Below are 25560 nucleotides of genomic sequence, written 5' to 3' on the forward strand. Positions count from 1 at the left end.
TAAGCTGGTGAATCCGGCCCGCCCGTTCGCTTAACTGAACGAGCCGCGTTTTATGCCGGCGCCAGAGGGCGCCGATGATGTTTGCTCAGTGCACACGCAGGCACTGACCCAAAGGAAACACAATGAACATTAAAAGTATTCTGATTGAAAAAGCTCTGTCTGCGATGGCCGCGGCAGGGATCCCTGAAGGCACCAACCCGGCGGTGACGCAAAGCACCCGCGCACAGTTTGGTGACTATCAGATCAACGGCGCAATGGGCGCCGCGAAAGCACTGAAAACTAACCCGCGTGAGCTGGCACAGAAGATCATCGACAATCTGGATGTCAGCGACCTGGCTGCAAAAACCGAAATCGCCGGCCCGGGTTTTATCAATATCCACCTGAAGCCTGAGTTCCTGGCAACCAGCCTGGAAGCGGCTAATCAGGATGCCAAGCTGGGCGTAGCTGAACACGCTCAGGCGCAAAACGTGGTAGTGGACTTTTCATCGCCAAACCTGGCCAAAGAAATGCACGTAGGTCACCTGCGCTCAACCATCATTGGTGATGCGGTGGTACGCGCCCTTGAGTTCCGTGGTGACAAAGTCACGCGTCAGAACCATGTGGGCGACTGGGGTACTCAGTTTGGTATGCTGATCGCCCATCTGGAAGACATGCTGGCACAAGGCATTGACCTGGAAAATGTGGCCCTGGCTGATTTAGAAACCTTCTATCGTGATGCCAAGAAGCGTTTTGACGACGAAGAAGGCTTCTCAGACAAAGCACGTGATTACGTGGTTAAGCTGCAAGGCGGCGATGCGCACTGTCAGAAGTTGTGGCAGCTGTTTATCGACACTTCTGTTAAGCACTCTGAAGAAGTGTACAAAAAGCTCAATGTGACGCTGACTCGCGACGACATTATGGCCGAAAGTGCCTACAACGATCGCCTGGCCGGTATTATCGAGCTGCTAAAAGAGAAAAACATTGCGGTTGAAGATCAGGGCGCACAGGTGGTGTTCCTGGATGAGCTGGCGAACAAAGACGGCGAGCCGTCGGTGTTTATCGTGCAAAAATCGGGCGGTGGTTTCCTGTATGCCACAACCGATCTGGCAGCCTGTGACTATCGTTCCAATGAGCTGGGGGCCGAGCGTATCCTGATCTTCGTCGATGCGCGTCAGAGTCTGCACTTTAATCAGGTTGAATTGACTGCCCGCAAAGCGGGTCTGCTGCGCGACGAAACCAGCTATGAGTTCTGCCCGTTCGGTACTATGATGGGCAGCGATGGTAAGCCATTCAAGACCCGTACCGGCGGTACAGTGAAGCTGGCGGAGCTACTTGATGAAGCGGTGAGCCGCGCCAGCGAAAAACTGGCCGACCGCGCGTCTGAGCTAAGCGAAGAAGCCCGTGCTGAAATCGCCCGTAAAGTGGGCATTGGTGCGGTAAAATACGCGGACTTGTCGAAGCACCGTACCAGTGATTACATCTTCAACTGGGATACCATGCTGAGCTTTGAAGGCGCTACGGCCCCTTATTTGCAGTATGCTTATACCCGTGTGCGCAGTATCTTCCGTAAAGCCGGAGTAGACAGTGCCGCACTCAGTGGCAGCATCAGCATTGTTGAGCCACAGGAAAAGGCGCTGGCGCTCAAGCTTCTGCAACTGGAAGAAGTGTTAGATTTGATGATCGGCGAAGCAACACCGCACGTATTGTGTGGTTATCTGTACGAGCTGGCAAGTCTGTACATGACCTTCTACGAAGCCTGTCCAATCCTCAAAGACGATGTGGCTGCTGAGGTGCGCGAAAGCCGACTGTTGCTGTGTAATCTGGTTGCCAGAACACTGCACACAGGTCTGGAGCTGCTGGGCATTGAGGTGATGGAGCAGATGTAAGCTCCGGGTGAGATCATGCAACTCACCCAGTCCATTACATGCTAGACTAAGGCCGCAATATTGCGGCCTTTTGTGTTATATAAGGAATGACCACCATGAAACTTGATGATATTCGTCGCGAATATACCAAAGACGGCCTCTCCCGCGAGAAGCTGGATGACAACCCAATTGTGCAGTTTGAACACTGGCTGCAACAGGCGGTGGATGCCAACCTCAGCGATCCGACCGCCATGGTCGTGGCCACGGTAGATGAACACGGCCAGCCGTCGCAGCGTATTGTGTTGCTCAAGCAGGTGGACGATAACGGCTTTGTGTTTTTTACTAACACCGGATCGCGTAAGGCACAGGAGCTCAAAGGTAATAACAAAATTTCATTGCACTTTCCCTGGCACAATCTGGAGCGTCAGGTCATTGTGTACGGTGAGGCCGAGCCGTTGCCAACCACCGCAGTGGCGAAGTACTTTCTGTCTCGTCCCAAGGAAAGCCAGCTGGCCGCCTGGGCATCACAACAGTCGCGTCCGGTGTCTTCGCGTCAGGCCCTGATGCAAACCTTTAACAGCATGAAAGCCAAGTTTGCCAAAGGCGATATTCCGCTGCCGGATTTCTGGGGTGGTTACTGTGTTAAGCCGCACCAGATTGAGTTCTGGCAAGGGGGAGAGCACCGTCTGCACGACCGTTTTATGTACCGTAAAGACCCAAGCGGACAGTGGCAGGTTGAGCGTCTGAATCCTTAGTGCCTTATGCGCTTTATTGATACCCACTGCCACCTGGACTTTGATGAGCTCAGAGACCAGTTGCCACAGCATCTGGCTGATGCGCAGGCGCTGGGCGTTGAGCGCTGTGTGGTGCCGGGTGTGACCTTGGCGCAGAGTCTTACTTTACCTGCTTTTGCGCAGCAGTACCCAGGCGTCAAAATCGCCTTTGGCCTGCATCCGTACTTTATGACGCAGCATCAAGCGGATGATATGGCGCAACTGGCCGAACTTGCACACCAGCATAGCTCAGAGCTGGTGGCCATAGGTGAATGTGGGATTGATGCCATGGTGGAGGATATCCCCGCGCAGCAGAAATTGTTTATTGAACATATTGCGCTGGCCAATGCACTTAAGTTGCCGCTGATTGTCCATCACCGCAAAAGCCACCATCTGCTGGCGGCGGCGTTTAAACAGCTGCCCCCTCAAAACGGCGGCGTTATTCATGCCTTTTCCGGCTCATTGCAAGATGCCAACACGTATCTGAAACTGGGGTTTAAACTCGGTGTAGGGGGGACCATCAGCTATCCGCGGGCGGCGAAAACCCGCACCACACTGGCACAAGTGCCACTGGATGCACTGGTGCTGGAAACCGATGCGCCTTCTATGCCGTTGGCAGGCTATCAGGGCCAGCCAAATCTACCTAAACGGGTGGTCGAGGTATTTGAACATTTGTGCGCTATTCGAGAAGAGTCGCAGCAACAAATTGCTGAGGTAGTATATGTTACGTCGCTGTCACTATTTAGTAGGTAACAGCATGGATAGACAAATTACCGTACTAACATTGGTAATATGGCAGAACAAAATGCTGATAGGCTTGGAATTGCAAAGAGGGGGTGGCCCTCTTAAGAAACTTTATAGCATGGTTCAGTCTGTAACACAGTGCATACCGTCAACAGTGTTACAGTTAAAGTTAGTAAGTCTATCACCACACCAGTATCGGCAAGAAACAGGGCGAGTTTCAATTCGACCGCCAGCTACATTTGGCGTTGCCTGAGCATCTAAATTACGTAGATTAGACAGCACCTTCATATTTTTCTTTTTGATCTGTAATTTCATTTTATTTTCCTTAAACTTGAAATTGAGCCAACGCTGAATTGATTGCTCAGCGCGGTATGCTAATTACCCATTATGGTAACTTACAGATAAAATGTTATTTTAATTTTTACCTATCGTCAATGGTTTTAACTTTTTGTTTCTTTTGAATAGTTTATAACTCATGCAGGTTTTTGGGGTAACTGGCAATGCTATTCCTCATCGGCAACGCTATTTCGGATCTGACGTTTTACTTCCCAGCGCTTTAGTGCGCGCCCAATCTGCCAGGTAAAAATACAGGCAATGCCCAGCATTAGCAGTACCACCCGACCCAGCTCATGAAAATGGCGGTGGCTTTGCGCCATGGCCGCTTCGGTTAAGTACTCGACACTGACAAAGCCAATGGGCTGTTGCTCTGAATCATAAATGGGCTCGACAATGGGTTGCTTGGACTGCGTTAGCCCGGCCAAATGGCGGGGCAAGTCAGTGATCTCGGGTGGGGTATCCTGGCCATCGTTGCCGATAATAAACTGGCCCTGATGATTATAAAGCCTGACCGACAGCACAAATTCGTCACTGGCAAGGTGATTGCTCAAGGCTCTGAGCTGCGGGGTATCCATACGACTCAGTGGCAGAGCAGCGTTGAGTGCCAGCTGTTTAGTCAGGCTGCGACCTGTGTGGTCGGCATTGGTGTGCAACAGCTGATGAGAGCGAAAGCTGGTGTTAAAGGCCAGCCAGGTAATGGTTAAAAAGCACATGGCCGCGATCAGCAGACGCAGTAACCGTCGGCTGCGTGAAGAAGAAAGGGTTTCAAGGGCTTGTGTATTTTTCATAGATCTTGTTTGCCTGCTGACATGCCATGATTAAGATGTTACAAAGGGCCCATACCGTTACCAATCAAGCATTCACACTTAGGCTCAATGAGCCGGGTATGACCCTAATCAGGAGTATCCATGTCAAAGTCACTCGCGTCAATCCAGTTGCGTGCCTGTGCTGAGCCCGCCGGGCAGTTTCTTACCTTAGCAAACTGGTACCAGATTGAAAACGATGATCAACTAACGCCGTGCGCCAGTTCTGTATCGCAAGCGGCCCAGTATCTGTGTTTCTTCGGTGCTGAGCTCAGCGGTGCCACGGTTCTGGAGCTCCTGAAGTTGTGCCGCCAGGCAGATATCGAAGTTACCCAACTGGCACTGTATCAGCCCACGGCTGACATGACACCCGGACTGGTTTTGTCTACCCAATCGACACGCGATGTGCGTGCATCGGTTCGCGCGTTGGCGGCGCAGTGGGGTCTGCAAGGCGCCGCTATCAGCCAGCCGCCAAGCTTGCAAAAGCCCGGTTTACTGGTGATGGATATGGACTCCACGGCAATCAAAATTGAGTGCATTGATGAAATTGCCAGACTGGCCGGGGTGTATGATGAGGTGGCTGCCGTCACCGCACAGGCGATGGCCGGGCAGCTGGCGTTTAACGACAGTCTGTATCAGCGTGTTGCTAAGCTGTCCGGTGTCGAGTTGCCGCTTATTCAGCAACTCAAAGATAACCTGCCGCTGATGGAAGGTGTTGCCCAGCTGTGTGCGGTACTGAAGGCCCATCACTGGCGTCTGGCGATTGCCTCTGGGGGGTTTACCTGGTTTGCCGAGGCGCTCAAAGCGCCGTTGCAGCTGGATGCTGTGTTTGCCAATACACTGGAAATTGCCGATAACAAGCTCACCGGTAAAGTGTTGGGAGAAGTGGTTGATGGCAATAAAAAAGCCGAAGTGCTCAACACTTTGGCTGAGCAGTTTGATATTTCGGCCAATCAAACCGTGGCTATGGGTGATGGTGCCAACGATTTAATTATGATGGCCGCTGCGGGCTTAGGCGTGGCTGTGCATGGCAAACCTAAGGTAGTCGAGCAGGCGGATGCCGCCATTACCCAAGGGTCTTTGACTCAGCTGCTTTATTTGCTGAGTGTCCCGGTCTAGTTGTGAGCTAATAAAAGCAAAGCGGGCTATTACGCCCGCTTTATTGTCTACTTAACTCTCCTGCCAGATCTCCCGATAGTGTCTGTCTTCCAGCCACTGGGTAAAGTAAGTGTCAAACAAACGCTCCCAGTCACCCAACGTGATGTCATAGCGCTCTGTCAGTACGATAAAGTTGTCCTTATCGTATGGGTCCATCGGCATAAAATAGGCTTCAAACAGGTATTCGTCATAGCCAGGGCGTGATGACAACAAGCCCTGCATAATCACCCTGTCTTTGCCTTCACGCTGGGCCGCGTAGGCTTCACAGGCACCAATAAACCCTGCTTTATCGGTTTGCGTAAAGCGCAAACCCCGCTCAGCGGCAAAGTCATAAAAGGCCGCAATGCTCAGTGGCGCTGGGTTTGCCACATGATAGACCTGATTGCGTTTTTGCGGGTCACTCATGCCTGCTACGATACAGGTAGCTGCGCGGTCAACCGGAATAATATCCAGCATGTAGGGGCTTTCAGTCGGACGCACCTCTATGCTGAGCATCATTTTCAGAATACGGTGGAAGACATCATCCGTGTTGCCAATCCCGGTTTTAGATGACCCCGAGATTTCCGAAAAACGATAAACCGTGTAGGGCACACCTGTGTGTGATGCCTGGCGAATGTTTTCTTCCTGCACCCATTTCGACTGACCATACCCGCTGCACAGCAAGGCCGCTTCGTCTGTTGGAATAAAGGATTCACGCGGGTTAACCGAGAAGTGGGAGTCTTTTATCTGGGTGCTGGCGGTGGTGCTGGAGACAAAGTGGATCATCTTCAGTGTGTCTGTGCAGCACAGTGTTAGCAGGGCATTGGTACCAGCCACCGACTTTTTAAAGGCAAAGTAGGGCTGGATATGATTCACATACGACGCGGTATGCATCACATGCTGGATGTCCCGGCATAGCAGTGTCCAGTGCTCGTCGGACACGCCTAGGCGGGATTGCTCCATATCTCCCGGGACAGGCACGATGCGTTCCAGGTCCAGAGTCAGCGCATACTGTTTGGCATTATCGGCAATGCGAGTCAGTGCCTGCTCTGCACTGTCGGCGCGCACCAGGCAGTATATTTTTGCCTTGGTGGTGGCCAGCAGCTCTGCCAGCAGGTGACTGCCTAAAAAGCCCGTTGCTCCGGTGAGCAGCACATGGCGGACGTCGCCCTCATAGGCATGCACTATCTCATCGGGCAGCGTCGGCAAGTCAATGCCCGCATCGACAATAAACTCAGGTAACGATGCATCGTCCTCATGCTGAACCTGGCCATGGGCCTTGTCGATTTCGTCGATCAGTGCCTGAATGGTATTCATGTTCTTAAAGGCATCGGCCTGAATATCAATATTGAGCCGGGCTTTGAGTTGCTGGAAGGTTTTCAGCAATGAGATGGAGTCAAAGCCGTAATCATACAGATCGCAATTCAGATCCAGCTCATCGGGAGCTATTCCCAGCACCTGGCCAACAATGCTTACCACAGTGCCAGCAATATCCTGAGACGCGTCAGATAAATCTTCCGATACTTGCTCCAGACGTGTATGCGTCAGGCGCTTGCGCTGCAATAGTGCCGCTGTGTTGTGCATGATGCGTTCGGGCTCTGTGGTGCAGATGGCCGCCAGGGTACTGCGCTTGGTGCTGAGTAGTTTGGGTAGTTGTGCAAAGGCATCCGACATCTGGATCAGCTGATAGCCCTTTTTCTCGGCAAAGCTGTTTTCAATACTTTTCAGCGGATCATCTGAGTGCCAGTAACCCCAGTTAATGGCCAGGGTCTGACCATAACGCTGCCGCTTATCCACTTGCTGATTTCGGGCTCGGGCAAAGGCGTTCTGAAAGCCGTTGGCGTATGAATACGACAGATGATTCAGGCTGCCAAACACAGCCATGGAAGAGAACAGCACAAAAAAGTCCAGCTCACAGCCTCTCAACATGGAGTCCAGCTGCTGCGTGCCCTGCACTTTGACCTGCATTGAGCGGACAAAGTCGGCCCAGCTGTTTTCTTCTTCCGTGTAGGTGGTGCCCAGGTGGAACACGCCGTTGAGCTCTAGTGACTTGTCGCTCAGTAAGGCACTGAGCTGTTTCAGCTGTTGGGCGTCGGCAATATCACACGCTAAGTAATGAACGGACCCTTTGCCGGTTTCGCTGAGCTGGGTCAGTTGTGGCTGTACGGTTTGCTCATCGCGCCTGCCCAGCAAAATGAGAGTGGCATCAAAATCTTCCAGCAAGCGCTGGCTCAGTGCCATACCCAGTTCGCCCAGTGCCCCTGCTACCAGATAAGTACCACCGTGACGTATTTCATACTCAGGCTGAGTTGTGTCGTTTGCGTCCGGCAGTTGCGTCAGTTGCAGTGCAAAGCGCGCACCATCGCGGTATTGCACCTGATTTGGCTGATGCTCGGTTGCGTTCAGTAAGGTACAGGCGAACTCCTGTAACAATAATTCGCCCAGACAAGCAGCCTCATCGAGTTGCTCGACTAACGTCCAGCTGTGCTGCGGATTGCGCAGGTTGTAGCAACGCAGCAGAGCACTCAGGTCGTCCCGGGTGTCAATTTGCGAGTCGGTCTGAGTGGCATAAAACAGCTGCATCGCGTGATTGTCGTGACGGGCGGTGAGTTGCATCAGCTCGAACAGGGGTTTGATCTGCTGCTGCGGCTCAAGCAATGAACCACTGCCCAGCACAAAAATGGTATCCGGCAGAACTTCTGGATCCAGCGCTGCGTTGTCCAGTTGTTCAAAGCACAGCGCAGTCACCTTACAGCCGCTTGCTTGTAGCGGCTTACTGAGGGTTTCAAGCTGCGCCTGGGTGTCTGATACCAACAAAATATGCCTGTGTGCCAGCTGTGCAGTCAGTGATGCCAGCCAGTCCTCAGGCAGAGTCAGTGCAGCCGGTTGCAATTGGTTGTCGAGCAGCAGCCAGGGGCTTGTTTGTTCAGCCTCAACCGCCTTTTTGCTGATAAAAGATGTACCAGGCAGGTGCAGTTTTGGCAGAGGAGTTGGGTAAAGCGGCTGCCAGTTCGCGACTTTGCCGGATTGCCACAGGCGTACTATGGCGGCATATTCCTGGGTTTGGTGCAGGGTCAGCAACTGCTCTGCTGTTAGCTGCTCGCGGGTGTTATTGCTGACCTTGGAAGCCTGATCAGGCGCGGCCTCCCTCAGGGCTGTGCGCAACTCGTTCAGTGAGGACACTACCCAGCCGAGTCTGTATGCCTGCGCCGTGCGGCCCAGCGCTAAGGTCGCGGCCAGTTGCGCCAGTATTTGCGGCGTGTCAGGTAAAGTCGCAACATGATTGGCAAGCTCAGTGACTTTTTGTGCCAGTGCTGCTTTGCTGGTGGCCGAGAGCACCACCATCGCCGGGGCGTCTGGCAAAGCTGTGTGTTGCTCAGTGATGTTCGGCTGATACTCTTCGAGCACCACATGAGCATTCACGCCACTGATCCCAAAGGCGCTGACGGCAGCTCTGCGCGGCGTATCGCCGTGCTCCCAGGGCTGCGCCTGGGTTTGTACCGCAAGCGGCGTATCCTCGAGCGCCAGATAGGGGTTAAGTGCCTGCACATGGAGCGATGGCACCAGAGTCTGATGCTTAAGTTGCAACACAACCTTGATAAGCCCGGCGATACCCGCGGCAATTTCGGTATGACCTATGTTGCTTTTCACTGAACCCAGTGCACAGTGGGCTGGCCACTGATGTGTATTAAAGGCTGCCTTGAGCGCATCCAGTTCAACCGGATCGCCGAGTGTGGTGCCGGTACCATGGCATTCGATGTAGCTGAGTGTGGCCGGGTCGATGTTGGCGTTACGCCAGGCTTTATCCAGTAGCTGAGTTTGTGCCCTGGCATTGGGCACGGTAAAGCCCTGTGACTTACCGCCATGGTTAACCGCCGACCCCAACAAGGTGGCGTAAATGGCGTCCTGGGAGCGCTCGGCTGCCGAGCGCTTTTTCAGCATGATCATGCCAACGCCTTCGCCCCGCACTATGCCATCGGCATCGGCAGCAAAGGTTTTGCATCGCCCATCCGGCGACAGTGCACCTATCTCCTGCATGGCCACAGAGGCGGTGGGAGTGTCTATGATATTGACGCCGCCAACAATGGCCTGCTCACACTCACCCATACGAATGGCTGCTATGGCCTTGTGTACGGCCACCAGTGATGATGAGCAGGTGGTATCTACCCCTTCGCTCGGGCCGTGCAGGTCGAGGAAGTAGCTCATGCGGTTTGGCGCAAATGCCGGGGAGGTGATCAGCCCTTCGTGATATCCAGACTGACAGCCAATAAATAACCCGGTGCTGGTGCCTGCCAGCGATTTTGGGTCGTATCCGGCATTCTCAATACACTGCCAGACATGCATCATCAGCAGGCTTTCCTGCAACTGAATGCGCTCACACTCTGCCGGCGCAATATTGAAGAATAAAGGGTCGAACTCGGTGTCGCGTCGCAGGCGGCCCAACCAGTTAATTTCACCGGGCCAGCTGAGCTCGCTGTCTTGCGGCTGTGGCCAGCTGTGGCGGGTCACACAGTCTTTGCCTGTGCTCAGGTTGTGCCAGAATTCGTCAAGGTTACTTGCCTCGGGGAAGGCAGCACTGATCCCAATAATGGCAATTGCTTCATCATTTGAGGCATTCACCGGGGCTTGCTCTGCTGCTGTATCCGTTGAGCTTGTTTGCGTCTCGTTAGTCGTGGCGATCAGCACATCGCCATACTCGGCGATAATATGGGCTCTGAGGCTGTTCAGGGTCGAGTGCATAAACAGCACGCTGGGCGAGAGCTCAAGCTGATAGCGGCTGTTGAGCTGATTGATAAAGGTAATGAAAGCGATGGAATCCGCGCCAAACTCGCCCAGATCGGTATCTCCGTCCAGTGTATCCGGTTGCACGCCAAGTAAAGCCGCGACCATAGTGCTCAGCTGCTCTGTCAGCGCAGCGTCCAGCGTGGCTTCACTGCTAAACTGGGCTACTGGTTTAGCGGTGTCACTGACTTGCTCATGGTTTGGGTGGGTCGGGGTATATTGCACCAGCGTCTGAGGTTGTTGCAGTGCCCGGTAAAATGCCTCTATGCCACTGTTGGTGGGCATGGCCGCATTCGTATGGGCAAACTGGGCATTGCGCTGCATACCGCCGTCTTGCCAGAAAGGCCAGTCGATACTGGCGCTCAGGCCATGGCGCTTACCGCTGGCAACCAGGGCATGACGCTGCTGCATATAGCTGTCGAGAAACGCATTGGCCATGGCATAGTCGCCCTGAGAGGCAGCGCCCTGTACGCCACTGAGCCCGGCAAAACAGGCGAAGAAGCGCAGCGGCAGATCTGCTGTGGCCTCATCCAGCGCCACCACGCCCGTGACCTTGGGCGCCAGCACTTGGGCAAAGGAGGTCGGGGTTTTGTTGCACAGCAAAGTATCCTGCACTATGCCAGCGGCATGGATCACGCCATGGAGCGCACCGAATTCGCGCACTATGTCGCGCACCAGCAACAAGGTATTCATCTTCTGAGCCACGTCCAGCTGACGATAAACCAGTTGTACCTGACCTTGTTTAAGGTTGCGCAGCTGCGACTCTACCTGAGTGTCATCAGCGGCTCGGCGACCTGTCACGACCACTGTGGTGGCAAACGGCAAAGTGGCCAGTTCGGCAATAAAGTGACGACCAATGCCACCGAGCCCGCCGGTGATGAGATAAACGCCATCGGGCTGCCACGCACTGACCGGTTTCACATCGCTCACCGGCTGATAGCCCAGTACTGTGCGGCTCGTGCCCTGATAAGCAATGACGGAGTCGGGCGCATTGCGGTTATCGGTGAGCAGAGTGTGCAGCGTATCTGAGCTCAGCGTCGGGTCTACCAGCAACAGCTGTGTGCGCAGCATAGGGTGTTCAATGCTGGCGGTTTTCAACAGGCCGTGCAGGCAACTGTTGAGATTAGCCAGCGGCTCGGCCTGAGTGTTGCCTATCACCAGCTGTAACAGGGTCGGCTGTCTGGTTTTCGCGAGCGACTGTATAATGTCGAGCAGCTGAGTCCCGTAGTCACTGACCTGCTGCTCAGGTGCGTAATGGCTTGAGCTAAGCACTTGGGTGATGGCACCGGCGACTTCCAACTCCGGCAGGTCGCACAGCACCACACAGTGCGACGCCGTGCTGTCGGGCGCAGCTGTCTCACTGTCTGTAACCACAGGCTGGGTGCGCCATTTTGGTACACTCAGCGTGCATGGGACCAGCTCTTCTGATTGAGTCTGGCTCAGGCCGAGCGTGTATGGTTTTAGATCAAAAGGATAAGTCGGCAGGCTCAGTTTGCCGACCTGCTCTCCCTGATACAAGAAGTCCCAGTCCTCAAAGCCGCTGTCCAGCCAGTGGCTTAGAATAGCCTGATAATTGCCCTGTGCCAGCCAGCTGGCCGGTGTGCCAGTGGGAACTGGGTTCAAAGGTGCTTGCTCACTCCTTGCCTGGTAATGCGTCAACTGGGTTTTAAGCTCGTTCAAAGAAGACACCACAAAGCCTGCGCGATGCGCCATCACCTGGCGACCGGTTTGCAGGGTGTAGGCCAGGCTGACTCTCAGCGCATCATCGCACAGGGTGCGCTCAAGCCAGTTCAGCAGCTCACTGATCTGACGTTGCAGTACTTCTGGTGTGGCTGCCGATAGCACCACGATTGAAGGCTGACTGCTCAATGCATTCTGTGTTTGCGCCACCGGGGCTTCTTCCAAAATGGCATGGGCATTGGTGCCGCCAATCCCAAATGAGCTGACCGCGGCTCGTCTTGGTAACAAAGGGGTTTCCCACAAGCGTGTGCTGTCGACGACATAAAACGGCGAGTTAGCCAGGTCCAGGTGTGGATTCGGCTCATTATAGTGCAAGGTACCGGGCAGCAGTTTGTGGTGCAGCGACAAGCTGGTTTTCACCAACCCGGTGAGCCCTGCCAGGGTGTCTGTATGACCCAGGTTCGATTTCACGGCACCCAGCCCACAATATTGTTTTGCTTCGCTATGCGGCTGATAAACCTGTTGCAGCGCAGCAAATTCAATGGGGTCGCCCAGCGCGGTGCCGGTGCCATGGGCTTCGACATAACTGATACTCGCCGGTGAGACGTCGGCGCTTTCTAGTGCCTGGGTGATCACCTGCATCTGGCCTTCCGTGCCCGGGGCAAAGAAACCGGCCTTGTTGTTGCCATCGTTGTTCACCTTCACCGCCTTAATCAGGCTGTAAATGTGATCGCTATCCTGGGTTGCCTCATCGGCCCGTTTGAGCACCACCACAGAGACGCCATTGCCGCCTATCATGCCATCGGCTTGGGCATCAAAGACTTTGCAGCGCGCATCGGGGGCAAAGTTGAGGCCTTTTTCTATTTTGTATCCTGTGCTGCGCTGCGGGAATAAACAGGCTGCGCCAACAATGGCATAGTCAATGTCACCGGCTTTGAGTGCCGAACAGGCCAGTGCCAGTGCGCTCAGGGATGAAGAGCAATTGGAGTGCACAAACAGACTTGGGCCGGTCAGACCGAGATGATAGGAAATACTGGTTGCCAGCGTGCCTGGCTGATTCAGCGTTGACGCGACATAGTCCTCGGCATTGAGGACAAACTCCCCGTTACTGAACTTATCGTGCAGGTTGAGATCGGTCAGGTCGCCGCCTGAGGCGGAAATATACACGCCGGTGTTGGGCATTTGGCCACAGCGATAACCGGCGTCTTCCACCGCTTTCCAGGCATGCAGTAACAGCTGGCGCTGTGCATAGCTCATGGTGCGGGCTTGTTTTTCCGAGAGATTAAAAAAGCCGGGGTCGAATTCATCCTGGCCTTCAACCCAGGTATCGAGCCAGATCATAGCAGGGTCTGACTCGGCTCGCTGGCTGTGGCGAACCAGGTTGTTGCCTTCAATGAGGTTTTGCCAGAATGTCTGCGCGTCGGGGGAGTCCGGGTAATGACAGGATAAGCCTATCATTGCAATGGCCTGACTGGCGGTTGTCGGCTTTGCAGGATGGACCGGCTCTGGCGCTTGTACAGGCACTGAAATCGGACTGGTGACTTTGGCAGATAAATAATCGCACTGGGCGTTAATGGTGCTGTACTGAAACACCTCCGTCAGCGGCAGGTCGATATTGAACCTGGCGCTCAGTTTGGTGGCCAGTACATTGGCCAGCAGGGAGTCGCCCCCAACCGTGAAAAAGGGCGCATCCGGCGCAACCTGACTCACGTCCAGCACATCGCACCAGACAGCCGAAATCTCGGCCTGTAAGTTTCGCTCTGGTGCGGTTGCGCTGAGGTTTGTTTCCAAAGCTGAGATGGCGGCCTGCGCGGTGTGTGAGTTAAACGGCAGCTGGCCGAGCAGCGCCTGTTTATCCACTTTGCCATTGTTGGTCAGCGGCATCGCGGGCACGGAGACAAAATACGCCGGCACCATGTACTCGGGCACACCCTTTAACAACTCGCTACGGATCGCTTCATCGGATAGCGGCACCTGGGTGACCAGGTAGGCCACCAGCACGTCACCATGACGTTTGCTGGCAGCCAGCACGCAGGCATCCTGAATTGCCGGGTTGGTTAGCAGGGCATGCTGTACTTCGCCAAGCTCAATGCGGTGTCCGCGGATCTGAACCTGATCGTCGCAGCGGCCCAGGTATTCATATTGGCCCTGTGCATTCAGACGCGCCAGATCGCCAGTACGATAGAGGCGCTCCTCGTTTTGCCCGGCAAGCGGATTAGGCATAAAGCGCTCTGCGGTCAGGACCGCTCTTTGATGATATCCCCGACTGACGCCGCAGCCTCCAACATACAACTCGCCGGACTGACCCGCCGCGACAGGACTTTGCTGTTCATCCAGTAAGTACAGGCGATAGCCGGGCAGCGGCTTTCCTATAATGCTCTTGCCCGGGTTCTGTTCGACCAGCTCGCGGGTAATTTCTATCTCGGTAACGTGCACAGTGGTCTCTGTGATGCCATACATGTTGACCAATTTTGGTCGCGGCTGTGCTGCTTCAAACCAGGGCATGAGTTTACTCAGCTCCAGCGCTTCACCGCCAAAGATCACGGTGCGCAGAGAGCGTGTCAGCATAGGTTGTGCCAGCAAGTGCGTCATCAGCGGATAAAACGCCGATGGCGTCTGATTTAAAATGCTTACCTGATTGTCGTGAATAAAGCGTGCGAATGCAGCACTGTCTTTTTTGCAGGCGTCGTCCACGATTACCAGTTTGCCACCATGGGCCAGTGCGCCCCAGATCTCCCATACGGAGAAATCAAACGCAAAGGAGTGGAACAGGCACCAGGTATCCTGCGCATTAAACCCAAACCCAGGCTGGGTGTTGTTCAGCAAAGCGGTAATGTTGCTATGCTCAACCAGCACGCCTTTGGGTTGACCCGTCGAGCCCGAGGTATAGATGATATAGGCCAGCGCCTGAGGTGCCAGAGCTATGCCCGGAGCGGTAACGGGTGCCATAGTGCTGCTTTGCAGGCAGTCACTGAGGCGATATGTCTGGCTGTGCGCGACAGGCAGCGCCAGGTCGTCGCTCATCAGTACCAGCGCCGGATCGGCATCGGCCAAAATAAAGCGGGCTCTGTCCTCTGGTGAGCTGGGGTCCACAGGTACGTAGGCACTGCCGGTTTTCAGCACCGCCAGCATAGCGATTATCATTTCCACACTTGGGCGCAACAATAGGGCAACCCGGCTGCCGGGCCGCGCACCTCTGGCAATTAAGGTATGGGCCAGCTGGTTTGCCTGCTGCTCCAGTACCTGATAACTCAACGTGCTACCTGCAAACGAGAGTGCCGTCTGGGTCGGGTATTGCGCGGCCTGTAAGGTAAAGCTGTCAACCAAAGTGGTGGCTTTTGCAACTGGTGCCTGTGGCAGGCCATCGGGTGGTAAGTCACCGCTAAGCAGCACGTCTTCCAGTAGTTGCAGATAATTATCTGCCAGGGTTTGCACGGTATGGCGCTCATAAGCGCGGGTCGCAAATTTAAAGGCCAGCTGATGGGTACCACCCAGCGGGGTAACCTCCAGGCTCAGGTCCAGTTCGGCATCTTGCTGGAATTCCTGCCACAGTGCGCCCAGTAGCGCCTGATTGTCTTCTACCCAGTCGGCCTGAATAAAATTATGGCAGGCATAGCCTATCTGAAACAGCGGGTGAACACCCGGTATACGCGGCGCATTAACAGCGCTGAGCAGCTCAGACAAAGGCAGGGCGCTGTGACTGATCACGGCGTCCAGTTGTGTCTGATTCGCCCGTGCCTGGCTGACAAAATTTGTGCTGGCATTGCGTGTCAGTGGCAGTGGCAATTGATTCACAAACAGGCCCAGTGACTGCGCCATACTGGCTTTTGGTCGCTGCATCACAGGCGTACCCAGTATCAGCTCATTGCGACCAGTGAGACGGCTCAGTAACGCCTGAAACACGGTTAAGAAAAACACCGAGGTGCTAAGCTTGTGACGGGCTAAAAACTGTTCGAGTTGCTGCTGCGTGCTGGCTGGCAAGCTGAGCGTCACGCGCGCACTGTTTGGCTCGTCCGGGCTTACTTGCGTTGTGCGTTTGCCGGGCAGGACCAGCGGTGTCTGCACAGGATTCAAAGATTGCTGCCAGAATTGTTTCAGCGTGTCTGCACTTGGGCTGGCCAGCAGCTGCTGCTCCCAGTCAAGGTAGTCGAAAAAGCCCTGGTCGGGCGCTGCCGTTGGTGCGCCTTCATGATAGGCCTGCCATAGCTGAGACAGCAGCTGGGTGGCGGAGACCCCATCAATGATCAGATGGTGCAGCACAATCACCATCACATGGCGTGACTGAGCGCCCGGCGCCACTTGCCAGGCGCTTGCGCGTAGCAATGGACCTGACAGATCAAAAGGCACTGCAATAGTCTGTTGTATTGCATCAGTCAGGGCCGCCTTAGAGGTTGGTGCCAGAGACGTTTGCTCAACCCGGATTGTGTCCGAGTGGATCTGTTGCGTGGGTCGGCCATCCGTTTCGTGAATACGCAGGCGCAGCACCGGGTGGCGCTGACAAAGGCTGTCCAGCGCTTGTTGCATGCGGGCGACATCCAGACTGGCAAGCTCGAATACCAGCGGGATGTTGTAGCTGCTCAGCGCCGGATTTTGCTTGTGCAGCAGCCACAGACCCTGCTGGGCTTTTGATAGTGGCAGTTGCCCTAATGGCGTTTGTTGGGTGATCGGTTCCGCTTTTGTTACCTGCACAGTGGCGATACTGGGTTGCTGTTTAACAAGATATGCATGCAACTGGTTGAGGGTCTTCACCTCAAATAACAATGCAGGTGGCAGGGCGTCCAGGCCAAGTTGGGGATCGGCCTCAAGCTGCTGTACCACGGACATCAGCATAATGGAATCAAAGCCTATATCCCGGAAGTCGAGGTCGCTGTCGAGTTCTTCCACCGGTAGTTTACTGACTTGCGCCACCACGGCTTTAAGGTGGTCCATTAAAGCGCTATCACTCAGCATGGTTGCGCCCTGTGGCGCGGTGCTCGAAGTTTGAGTCCTGGCTTGCGGGGTTATCCAGCGAGTGAGCTTGTCCGGGTTACCGTATAAAAAGCACTGTTGTGCGTGGGGCTTGGCAAACAGCTGATAAAAGGCCTTCAGGCCCAGCTCATCAGGCATAGCAGCAAGGCCCTGCGAGCGCAGCAAATTCTGCTTAACGGCGTCCATTTGCATGCCACCTTGTGCCCACAGCGGCCAGTTTACGGACAGGCTTAGACCATGGCGCTGACCTTGCTCACCCCATTGCTGGCGCTTGAGCATATAGGCATCCAGGAAAGCATTGGCAGTGGCATAATCGGCCTGACCTGGGTTACCAAAGCACGCAGCGATAGACGAAAAACAGATAAAGAAGTCCAGCGGCACTGCTTTGCAGGCCTCATCCAGTGCCATCACCCCCGAGACTTTGGGCGCCAGCACGCGCTGGACTGCCTGCGGAGTTTTGCTTGCAATCAGTTGGTCGTCAATCACACCAGCGCTGTGCAAAATCCCGGTCAGGGCACCGTGCTGCGCACCAATGCGGTTAAGCAGCTCAGCACACTGGGTTTGAGTGCTGATATCGGTTTGGTAATAATGAATTCGGCTTGTATCTCCTGGCATCCCGAGCGATTCAGGCGCGGTGCGACGACCTGTGATAATCACCTGAGCATGGCGGGTTTGAGTCAGGATCTCTTTGGCAAAGCACTGACCCAGCTGGCCAAGGCCGCCGGTGATCAGATACAAGCCATTTTCTTTCCACGGCATCAAAGCGGGCACATCGCTGTGTTGTGGCGTCAGCGTTTGTATCTCGCACTGACCCTGAATAAAACGCAGTACTTTGTGTTGGGTAAACTGGCTTGCCTGAACAAGTTGTTCCGCAGATTGTGCAGGCGTATCGCTTTGTATCAGCTGCACACTCAGCAAGTGGTGTTCCAGTGCGGCGGTTTTCAGCACCCCTGCCAGCGCCATCAGCAGCGGTTCGTTTGCTGGCACGAGCAGCTGGATAAGCAAAGGCTCAGTGGTGCTGGCAAGCTGTTTGATGTGTGCAATCAGGGCGATGGTCAGCGCCTCAATACGCTGTGCTGTGTCACCTGATGTATCCTGCAGCACAATGGCATCTGGCATGTCGTTGTGTGGAGCCAGCGCGATGACCTGGCGTTTGCCAGACCAGTTTGCCTGAGAAGTCACATCCAGCGCTTGCCACTGCGGGATAAGGTGTAACAGCGAGTCTTCTGCTATGGCAGTCGGGGCTGGTTGCGGGTTCACCTGGGTGTTTTTTTGTATGAGCTCAGGTGCCCCGCTGAGCCAGTGTGGTGTGCGGGCAAACGGATAGGTCGGCAAGCGCAGTAAGGTTGGCTTAGCTGGGTAAAATGCAGACCAGTCAAGCTGCGCGCCGACCACCCATAAGGCGAGCAGCTTGCTGAGCTCACCGGCTTGTGTCCAGCGGTTAAAATCGTCTTTATCCAGCGCTGCCAAAATGGCTTTGCCTTGTTTACTGTTGCCCTGTTTATAGGTGCCGGCTTGTTGGTTAGCAAAGTCACTCAGCTGGGTGTGTACCTGGGCCAGCGTTTCGGCAACAAAGGCCATACGACAGTCCATGGCTTCGCGCGCACTTTGCAGCGTATACGCCAGGGCTTCAAGCGCGCTGTCATTCAGTTGCGCCTGAGCGAGCCAGTCCGCCAGTTTACGGGCTTTGTCGCGCAGCACCTCGGGGGATTTGGCCGACAGAGCTATGATCACCGGCTGTGCGCTGCCTGCTTGCACTGCGGTTTTTGTCGGCTGATATTCTTCGAGGATCAGGTGTGCATTGGTGCCACTGAAACCAAACGAACTGACACCGGCGCGCCGTGGCTGGCCATCCGGCACGCTCCAGGGTTGCGCCTCCTGGGCGACATAAAACGGCGTATCCTGCCAGTCGATATGGCTGTTACCCTGCTGATAATGCAGTGAAGCCGGAATGGTTTTGTGCTGCATGGCGAGGATGGTTTTGATCACACCGGCGACGCCTGCGGCGGTCAGGCAGTGACCTATATTGGTTTTGACCGACCCCAGAGCACAGAACTGGCTGCGCTGGGTCGCTGTACGAAATGCCCGGGTCAGGGCCTGAAATTCAATGGGGTCACCCAGCTTGGTCCCGGTGCCATGGGCTTCAATCAGGCTCAGTGAATCCGGGGCAATATCAAATTGCTCATAAATACGGCTATGTAACTGTTGCTGAGAAACTGAGCTGGGCGCTGTGATCCCGCTGGTGGTGCCGTCCTGATTGGTGGCTGAGGCTAAAATAACCCCCAGAATATGATCGCCCTCACGCTCTGCATCACTCAGGCGTTTTAACACCACCACACCGACACCTTCACCGGGCACAAAGCCATTGGCTCTGTCGTCAAAGGTATAGCAGGTGCCATCGGCACTGAGCATGCCGGCCTTACCGGCATGTTGTGAGAACTGCGGCGTGCATAAGGTGGCAACGCCCCCGGCCAGTGCCGCGTCTATTTCGCCGTTTTTCAGCGCCTGACAGGCACTGTGCATGGCCACCAATGACGACGAGCAGGCGGTATCTATGGCCAGCGCCGGCCCCTTGAGGTTCAGATAATAAGAAACCCGCGCCGGGATCACCGAGCCTGCATTGCCCCAGAACAGCTGCGCCGGAGCATCCTGGGGTGCCAGCGAGGCATAATCGCCCTGCGCGCAGCCCAGATAAACGCCGGTATTGCTGCCGGCAGCGCGAGTGATCATGTTAGCGTCTTCCAGCGCCCGGTAGGCTTCTTGCAAAAACAGTCGCTGCTGTGGATCCATCACCTCCGCTTCTTGTGGTGTGATGGAGAAAAACGGCGCGTCAAAGCTGGCAATGTCATCCAGCAAGCTGGCGTAGCGACACCAGTTTTGTGCGTCGGATGATAAGTCGCTTAAATCCCAGCGCTGCTGCGCACGCACCGAGGTACGCTTGTTGCTCAGCATCTCCCAGAACTCGTCGACATTGCTGGCATCACCAAACTGACCACTCATACCCACGATGGCAATTTTGTCTGTATTGTTATGATTGGTTTTGTGAGCCGGTTTTACTTCATCTGTAGCGGGTTGAATCGACTTTGGCGCAGCCTGTTGTGTAGTCGCCATTGCAGGCTGCGTTTTGTGCATGAGAGCATGCATTATTGCCATTGCCTTATCTCGGTGCTCAGCCACTATGTGCGCGCTCAGCGTCGCGATGGACGGAAAATCGAACAACAAGGTTGGCGGCAGGCTTAGGTTGAAGTGGGCATTGATCTCATCGAGGATCTGAATGGCCAGGATTGAATCCACGCCGTAATCGGCAAACGAGTCATCCGGGTCTAATTCATCCGCCGTCATGCTCAGCGCCTGGCTGGCGATCCCCGCGAGGGTTTGGGCGACGAATTCGCTCAGGGTTGCGTTGTCTGTTGCAGGCTGCGAGTCGGTCTGTGTCTGTTCGGGTTGTTGCATTGCCGTATTGTGGTTTGAAATTGGTGTTGTTTGTTGAGCCGGTTTTGCGCGTTGTTGCACCAAACGGCCATTGCTTTGCGCGCACAGCACTTGCTGCGGCGATTGAGCGTCTGTGGCAGAGGCTGCCAGCGCAAAGCCATTGCTGCTCAGTAACTGTTGCCAGCGTGGCTGCGACAATAAAGGTGAGCCTGGCAGGCGCAGCGTGGTGTCTTTGCTCAGCCACCAACCTTCGAGCAGGCCAAAGGTCAGCTGGGTAAACAGCGACGGCTGAGTCACTTCGTTGATTAATAACAGTCCGCCGCGCTTCAGGCAGGCCTTGGCATTGTTCAGTGTGGTTAGCATGTCGGCGGTGGCGTGCAGCACATTGGTGGCAATCACCACGTCATAGCTGGCTAAGTCAATATGTTGCTCAGTGAGAGGCTTGCTGACGTCAAAATAGGCGGTCTGTACAAAGGGGTAGTCTGGCTGAAATTGTGCTTTGGCATGGCTGAAAAAGGCCTGCGACAAGTCGGTGTAAGCGTATTCAGTGACGGTAAAATTGCGCAACTCGGGCAGCACTGTGCGCGTGGTGCCGCCGGTGCCTGCGCCAATCTCCAGAATTCTAATGGGCTGCTCACCTAAACTTGCCAGATAGTGGGTAAGCTGAGTAACCAGCGCCTGATTGGCGTGTATGGCAACCGGGTTATCCCGATATACCGATTCAACCAGCGCCAGTGAGCCACCGGGAAACAGCACATCAGTGGCTTTACGCTGGCCGGATAAAATTTCGGGCAGTGCCGACAGCGCCGCGTTGAGCAGGGCATAGTCATCCTGTTCCAGCACAGTTTGCTCGGCTGGAGGCTCCGGCAGAGTAAGCTCGTCGTCTTGTAGTAACCCGGCCTCGTTCAGGTAGCGCGCGGTTTCCTGCCACCATAATTCAAAGTAATCCGGCAAGGCTGATAGCGCCTCGGTGCGCTCAGCCGGTTGCTGCCAGCCTGCACTAATGAGCGCCTGACACAACGCATACAAGATCTCGGTGTCAGCAGGTTGGGTATCGAGTGCCAGCGCAGGAGCAGTTTGTTCAGACTGAAATACGTTATAGCTGCACTCTGAAGAATAACTGCTACGCACCAGCGCCGCCTGTGCCCGCTCTGGTGTCATTTTCACTACACCGACCTGCGTCAGCGATGAAGACATGAACTTTGCCAGCGCCGCCATGCCTGCTTGCGCATCGACAGAGCCAATCCCGGCCTGGCGCATTTTACGCTGATAATACGGGTCGCTGACCCGGCCAACGTCGCCCCAGTAACCCCAGTTAACCACTTTGATGGGCAGTTCAGTACTGGCGGAGCGGGCCAGACTATCCAGATACTGACAGCCCGCAGCATAGTTACTTTGGCCAGGGGCAGGCGAGAAAGACTGCATTGAAGAGAACAGCAGGACGAAGTCGAGCGACTGGTCTTTACACACACTCAGTAAGGTTTCGCCACTGGCTTGTTTGGCCTGATAAGCTCTCAGAAACTGAGCATCGTCCATGTTGGCCAGGCTCTGATCTTCCAGATGTAACACAGAATGCACCACGCCATGGAGCTGCCCATAGTCTTGCTTAATGGTGTGCATTACGGCACGCATGGCTGCTTCATCGCAGGCATCGGCCTGAATATACTGCGGTGCAGGGCCCAATTCACCCAAACGGCTGATGGCCAGCTCAATGTCTTCATTCAGCGCACGGCGGCCAACCCAGACAACTTGTGCCTGAGATTGGCGGATCATCCATTCACTCCAGACCTGACCCAGGCCGCCTGCGCCGCCCAGCACCAGATAGACGCCATCCTGGCGATAGGCTGACTCTCCTGAATCCAGGTAGGTGTGCTCGCAGGCGCTGAAGGTATGCCAAATGTGGTCGCGGTGTGCATAGAAGCCCGCTGGCAAGCGCGTAGCCTGTTGCCAGTTACTTGTGTCTTCTTTGCATTCAGCACTCAAATCGACAATGCGCACGTGCCAGCGTGGATATTCCTGAGCCACGCTTTGTAGCAATCCAGTCAGCCCGGCGCCGTGTGCCTCAACGGTTTCGTCATACACTTGCTGTGTCTGGAAGGTAAGTAAAGTGATGGCCAGCGGCTCTGTGCCTTTACCTTGTTCTAGTAAGGTTTTTAGGTGAGTAAACAGTTTTAGTGACTCTGCGTACTCGTCCCTGGCTACCCACAACAGGTGATCAGCAGGTTCTGCTGAGTCTGCACACCAGGCTGGTTTGAGCGACGCGGGCCCCTGATAATCAAAGCGGTATTGAGTTGTTTCAGCAGGTGGCAGTGCTGTCAGATGCTGCCAGCCAGGGAGTACCGTAAACAGCTGAGTCGCATCGGTATCGTGCGCCATTGAGCGGGTCGAAAAACCTCGCAAACGCGCATATACCGCACCTTGTTCATCGCAGATATCGACATCAAACTTCTGGCTGCTGGCATCAGCATGGGTGGTTTGGGTCGCACAGGCTATCAGTGTTTTACCCGATGGCAGCGGTGTGAGTAATTCAGCCTGTTCCAGTGCAAAGGGCAATCCCGGGCGGGGATCTTGTGCAAAACCCAACAGGATATGCAGGGCGCTGTCGAGTAGCTCTGGGGCAAAGGCAAAGTCGGGGGCAATAACCGGGTTGAGTTCGCCTTGTGCCTGTTGGTCTGCCACAGATAATATGGTGATGCGCTGAAAAGCCGGGCCGTAGTCAACGCCTGTGGCGCTAAATTGCTGATATAACTCAGAGGCTGCGACTGCACGGGCGTCAGACAGTGCTTCGATGGCGCGCGTTGTGACGCTGTGCTCGGCGACCTCTGCCTGACCGCTGGCATACACCTGGCGCGCATCATGTGCTTCACGGTATAACTCAAATGTTACCCGATCACCGGTTTGTTTTAGCGACAAATAAACCGGGCCGCTTTGCGCGTTGACGGTTACCGGTCTGCGCCAGTTCACCTGATTCAGTCGCAGTGACTGACTATCCTTTAGCTGGCCCGACAAAGTCATGGCGGCATGGACCATTTCAAGCGTACAGACGCCGGGCAGCATAGCCTGGCCCTGCACCTGATGGTCACGTAAAAAGTACTCATTGCCTGTAAAGTCACTGGCAAAGAGCAGCTCACCCAGCGCCGGTATACTGCGATGCAGGAGTGGGTGCAGCTGTGAGGGCTGTGCTTCATCTTCTGCATCGAGCCAGTAAGGCTTATGCTCAAACGGATAGGCAGGCAAACTAATGCGCTGCGGGCAGAGCTCGCCATAGCAGGTTTGCCAGTCGATGATATCGCCCTGTACCCAGCCAGTTATGCGCGCAGCGAGTGTATCGTGGGTGACTTCGCTCTGCTCTGTAGTGGCGGCAACTTTACTATAGTGCCAGTCGCCAGCCTCACCGGTAACAAACTTGCTCAGTTGCACTTTGACAGAAGCCAGCGAGTCTGCCGTAAACCCCATCCGATGTTTCATAGACTCCCGGCCCACCGTGAGCGTATAACTTAAATCCTGCAGCTCAACCGAGTTATCCGTCTCAAGGTAGGCAAGCAAGTCTGCCGCACGCTGGGTGAGCGCGGTCTGGGTTCTGGCCGACAGCAGTATAGGCACGGCGGTGTCTAACGCTGGGCGCTGTGGGTTGAGGCGTTGTGGTGATTCTAAGATCACATGGGCGTTCACCCCGGCAAAACCAAAGGAGGATATTCCGGCAAGACGCTGCTCGCCTGCCCAGGGCATACATTCGGTCGCTAACTTAAACGGCGATTTCTCCAGAGAGATTTTCGGATTCAGCGTCTCGAAGTTTTGCAGCGGTGGCACCTGCTCATGTTCAAAGGCCAGCAAGGTTTTGATCACTCCGGCAATACCAGCGGCCGACTCTAAATGGCCGATATTGGTTTTTACGGTGCTGAGATAGCAAGGTGCATCGGGCGCTTGCTGTTTACTGGCGCGAAACGCGCGTTTCAGGCCCTGGATCTCCAGTGGATCCCCCAGCACAGTGCCGGTGCCATGTAATTCGACAAAGCCAATCTGATCAGAGCCAACCCGGGCATTGTCGATGGCTTGCTGGATCACTCGCGATTGTGAAAACGGGCTCGGTGAGGTTAGGGTATTGGTTTTACCTGAGTGTCCCACACTGCTGCCTTTGATGATGCCATAGATGGTCGCATTCAGCGCTTTGGCGGTCTCTACTGGCAGCAACAACACCATGCCCACGCCTTCACCACGGACATAGCCGTCGGCTTCGGCATCCAGGGTTTTACAGCGCCCCTGAGGTGACAGCACGCCCAGCTTACTAAAGCTGACATAGCGGTTTTTGGTGATCAGTAAGTTGACGCCACCAACCAGCGCGGCACTTATTTCGCCTGAGCGAAAGTCATTCATGGCTTTGTGAATGGCCACCAAAGACGAAGAGCAGGCGGTATCGACGGTTTCACTTGGTCCCTGAAAATTAAAATAGTGCGAGATGCGGTTGGCAAACACACCGGTCGACATGCCGGTCAGAAAGTGCGGGTCGATATTACCGGTTGAAAACTCCTGGTAGTCGGTATTGCTGCACCCCAGATAGACGCCAGTGGCGGTATTTTTAAACTGCGATGGTGTGAGGCCCGCATCTTCAAAACAAGCCCAGGCCAGCTCCATACTTAGGCGCTGCTGGGGATCCATACTCTGCGCTTCTTTGGGTGAGATAGCAAAAAAACCGGCATCAAATCCGGCGATATCGCCAATAAATCCCCCCCATTTGCTGATGCTCTTTTGTGCTTGTTTATCAGGCTTTGGGTCGTAGTATTTTTTCCAGTCCCAGCGCTCAACAGGCACTTCGCTGATGTTGCTGATTTTATGACTGAGGTTATGCCAGAACTGATGTTTGTTATCGGCGCCCGGAAAACGCAGAGACAGGCCGACGATGGCAATATCCGGTGTCTTGTCTGGCAAAGAGGGAGTCTGCGGGTTGTGTTTGCTTGTCATGATCTGTCTCGATAAACGTCTAGTCGGGCTGCGCGGACGCTGTTGCTTGAGCGTCGCGCGGGTCTTTCTCAATCGGGCAGCCACGTTTATGGCGTGACTGCC

The 25560-nt window shown here is 54.9% G+C and carries 7 protein-coding genes; 4 read left to right on the forward strand and 3 right to left on the reverse strand.

Translation table 11 applies throughout. The annotated features are described in order from the left end of the window. Positions 1-122: 122 nt before the first annotated feature. From argS to L1285_RS08750, 3 genes are all read left to right on the forward strand, one after another. Complete coding sequence (gene argS, locus L1285_RS08740) at positions 123-1865, forward strand: arginine--tRNA ligase (RefSeq protein WP_130244295.1); 1743 nt, start codon at positions 123-125, stop codon at positions 1863-1865. Between the two features lie 95 nt (positions 1866-1960). Further along, on the forward strand, positions 1961-2599 hold the full coding sequence (gene pdxH, locus L1285_RS08745) for a pyridoxamine 5'-phosphate oxidase (RefSeq protein WP_046003643.1): 639 nt from the start codon (positions 1961-1963) through the stop codon (positions 2597-2599). 6 nt (positions 2600-2605) lie between these two features. Next, entirely contained in the window at positions 2606-3370 is a 765-nt protein-coding gene (locus L1285_RS08750) for a TatD family hydrolase (protein WP_235411979.1), read from the forward strand. 114 nt (positions 3371-3484) lie between these two features. On the opposite strand, the gene L1285_RS08755 is transcribed toward L1285_RS08750, so the two are convergent. Next, positions 3485-3676 (reverse strand): hypothetical protein, encoded by a 192-nt coding sequence (locus tag L1285_RS08755; protein ID WP_235411981.1) that lies wholly within the window; start codon positions 3674-3676, stop codon positions 3485-3487. Positions 3677-3864: 188 nt separating this feature from the next. Continuing rightward, complete coding sequence (locus tag L1285_RS08760; protein ID WP_235411982.1) at positions 3865-4485, reverse strand: AhpA/YtjB family protein; 621 nt, start codon at positions 4483-4485, stop codon at positions 3865-3867. A gap of 120 nt (positions 4486-4605) precedes the next feature. On the opposite strand from L1285_RS08760, the gene serB reads away from it, so the two are divergent. Then, positions 4606-5619, forward strand: coding sequence for a phosphoserine phosphatase SerB (gene serB, locus L1285_RS08765; protein WP_235411985.1), 1014 nt, complete (start codon positions 4606-4608; stop codon positions 5617-5619). Between the two features lie 51 nt (positions 5620-5670). Here the strand turns inward: serB and L1285_RS08770 are convergent, their stop codons facing one another. Beyond that, on the reverse strand, positions 5671-25458 hold the full coding sequence (locus tag L1285_RS08770; RefSeq protein WP_235411987.1) for a non-ribosomal peptide synthetase: 19788 nt from the start codon (positions 25456-25458) through the stop codon (positions 5671-5673). Positions 25459-25560 lie beyond the last annotated feature (102 nt).

The organism is Pseudoalteromonas sp. DL2-H2.2 (assembly GCF_021532535.1).
GTDB lineage: Bacteria > Pseudomonadota > Gammaproteobacteria > Enterobacterales > Alteromonadaceae > Pseudoalteromonas > Pseudoalteromonas rubra_A.

Bases quoted from the DNA above. Each gene is read 5' to 3' on its own strand.
- L1285_RS08770 (WP_235411987.1), bottom strand. From the start codon at position 25,458: ATGACAAGCAAACACAACCCGCAGACTCCCTCTTTGCCAGACAAGACA.
- pdxH (WP_046003643.1), top strand. From the start codon at position 1,961: ATGAAACTTGATGATATTCGTCGCGAATATACCAAAGACGGCCTCTCC.
- L1285_RS08750 (WP_235411979.1), top strand. From the start codon at position 2,606: ATGCGCTTTATTGATACCCACTGCCACCTGGACTTTGATGAGCTCAGA.
- L1285_RS08755 (WP_235411981.1), bottom strand. From the start codon at position 3,676: ATGAAATTACAGATCAAAAAGAAAAATATGAAGGTGCTGTCTAATCTA.
- argS (WP_130244295.1), top strand. From the start codon at position 123: ATGAACATTAAAAGTATTCTGATTGAAAAAGCTCTGTCTGCGATGGCC.
- serB (WP_235411985.1), top strand. From the start codon at position 4,606: ATGTCAAAGTCACTCGCGTCAATCCAGTTGCGTGCCTGTGCTGAGCCC.
- L1285_RS08760 (WP_235411982.1), bottom strand. From the start codon at position 4,485: ATGAAAAATACACAAGCCCTTGAAACCCTTTCTTCTTCACGCAGCCGA.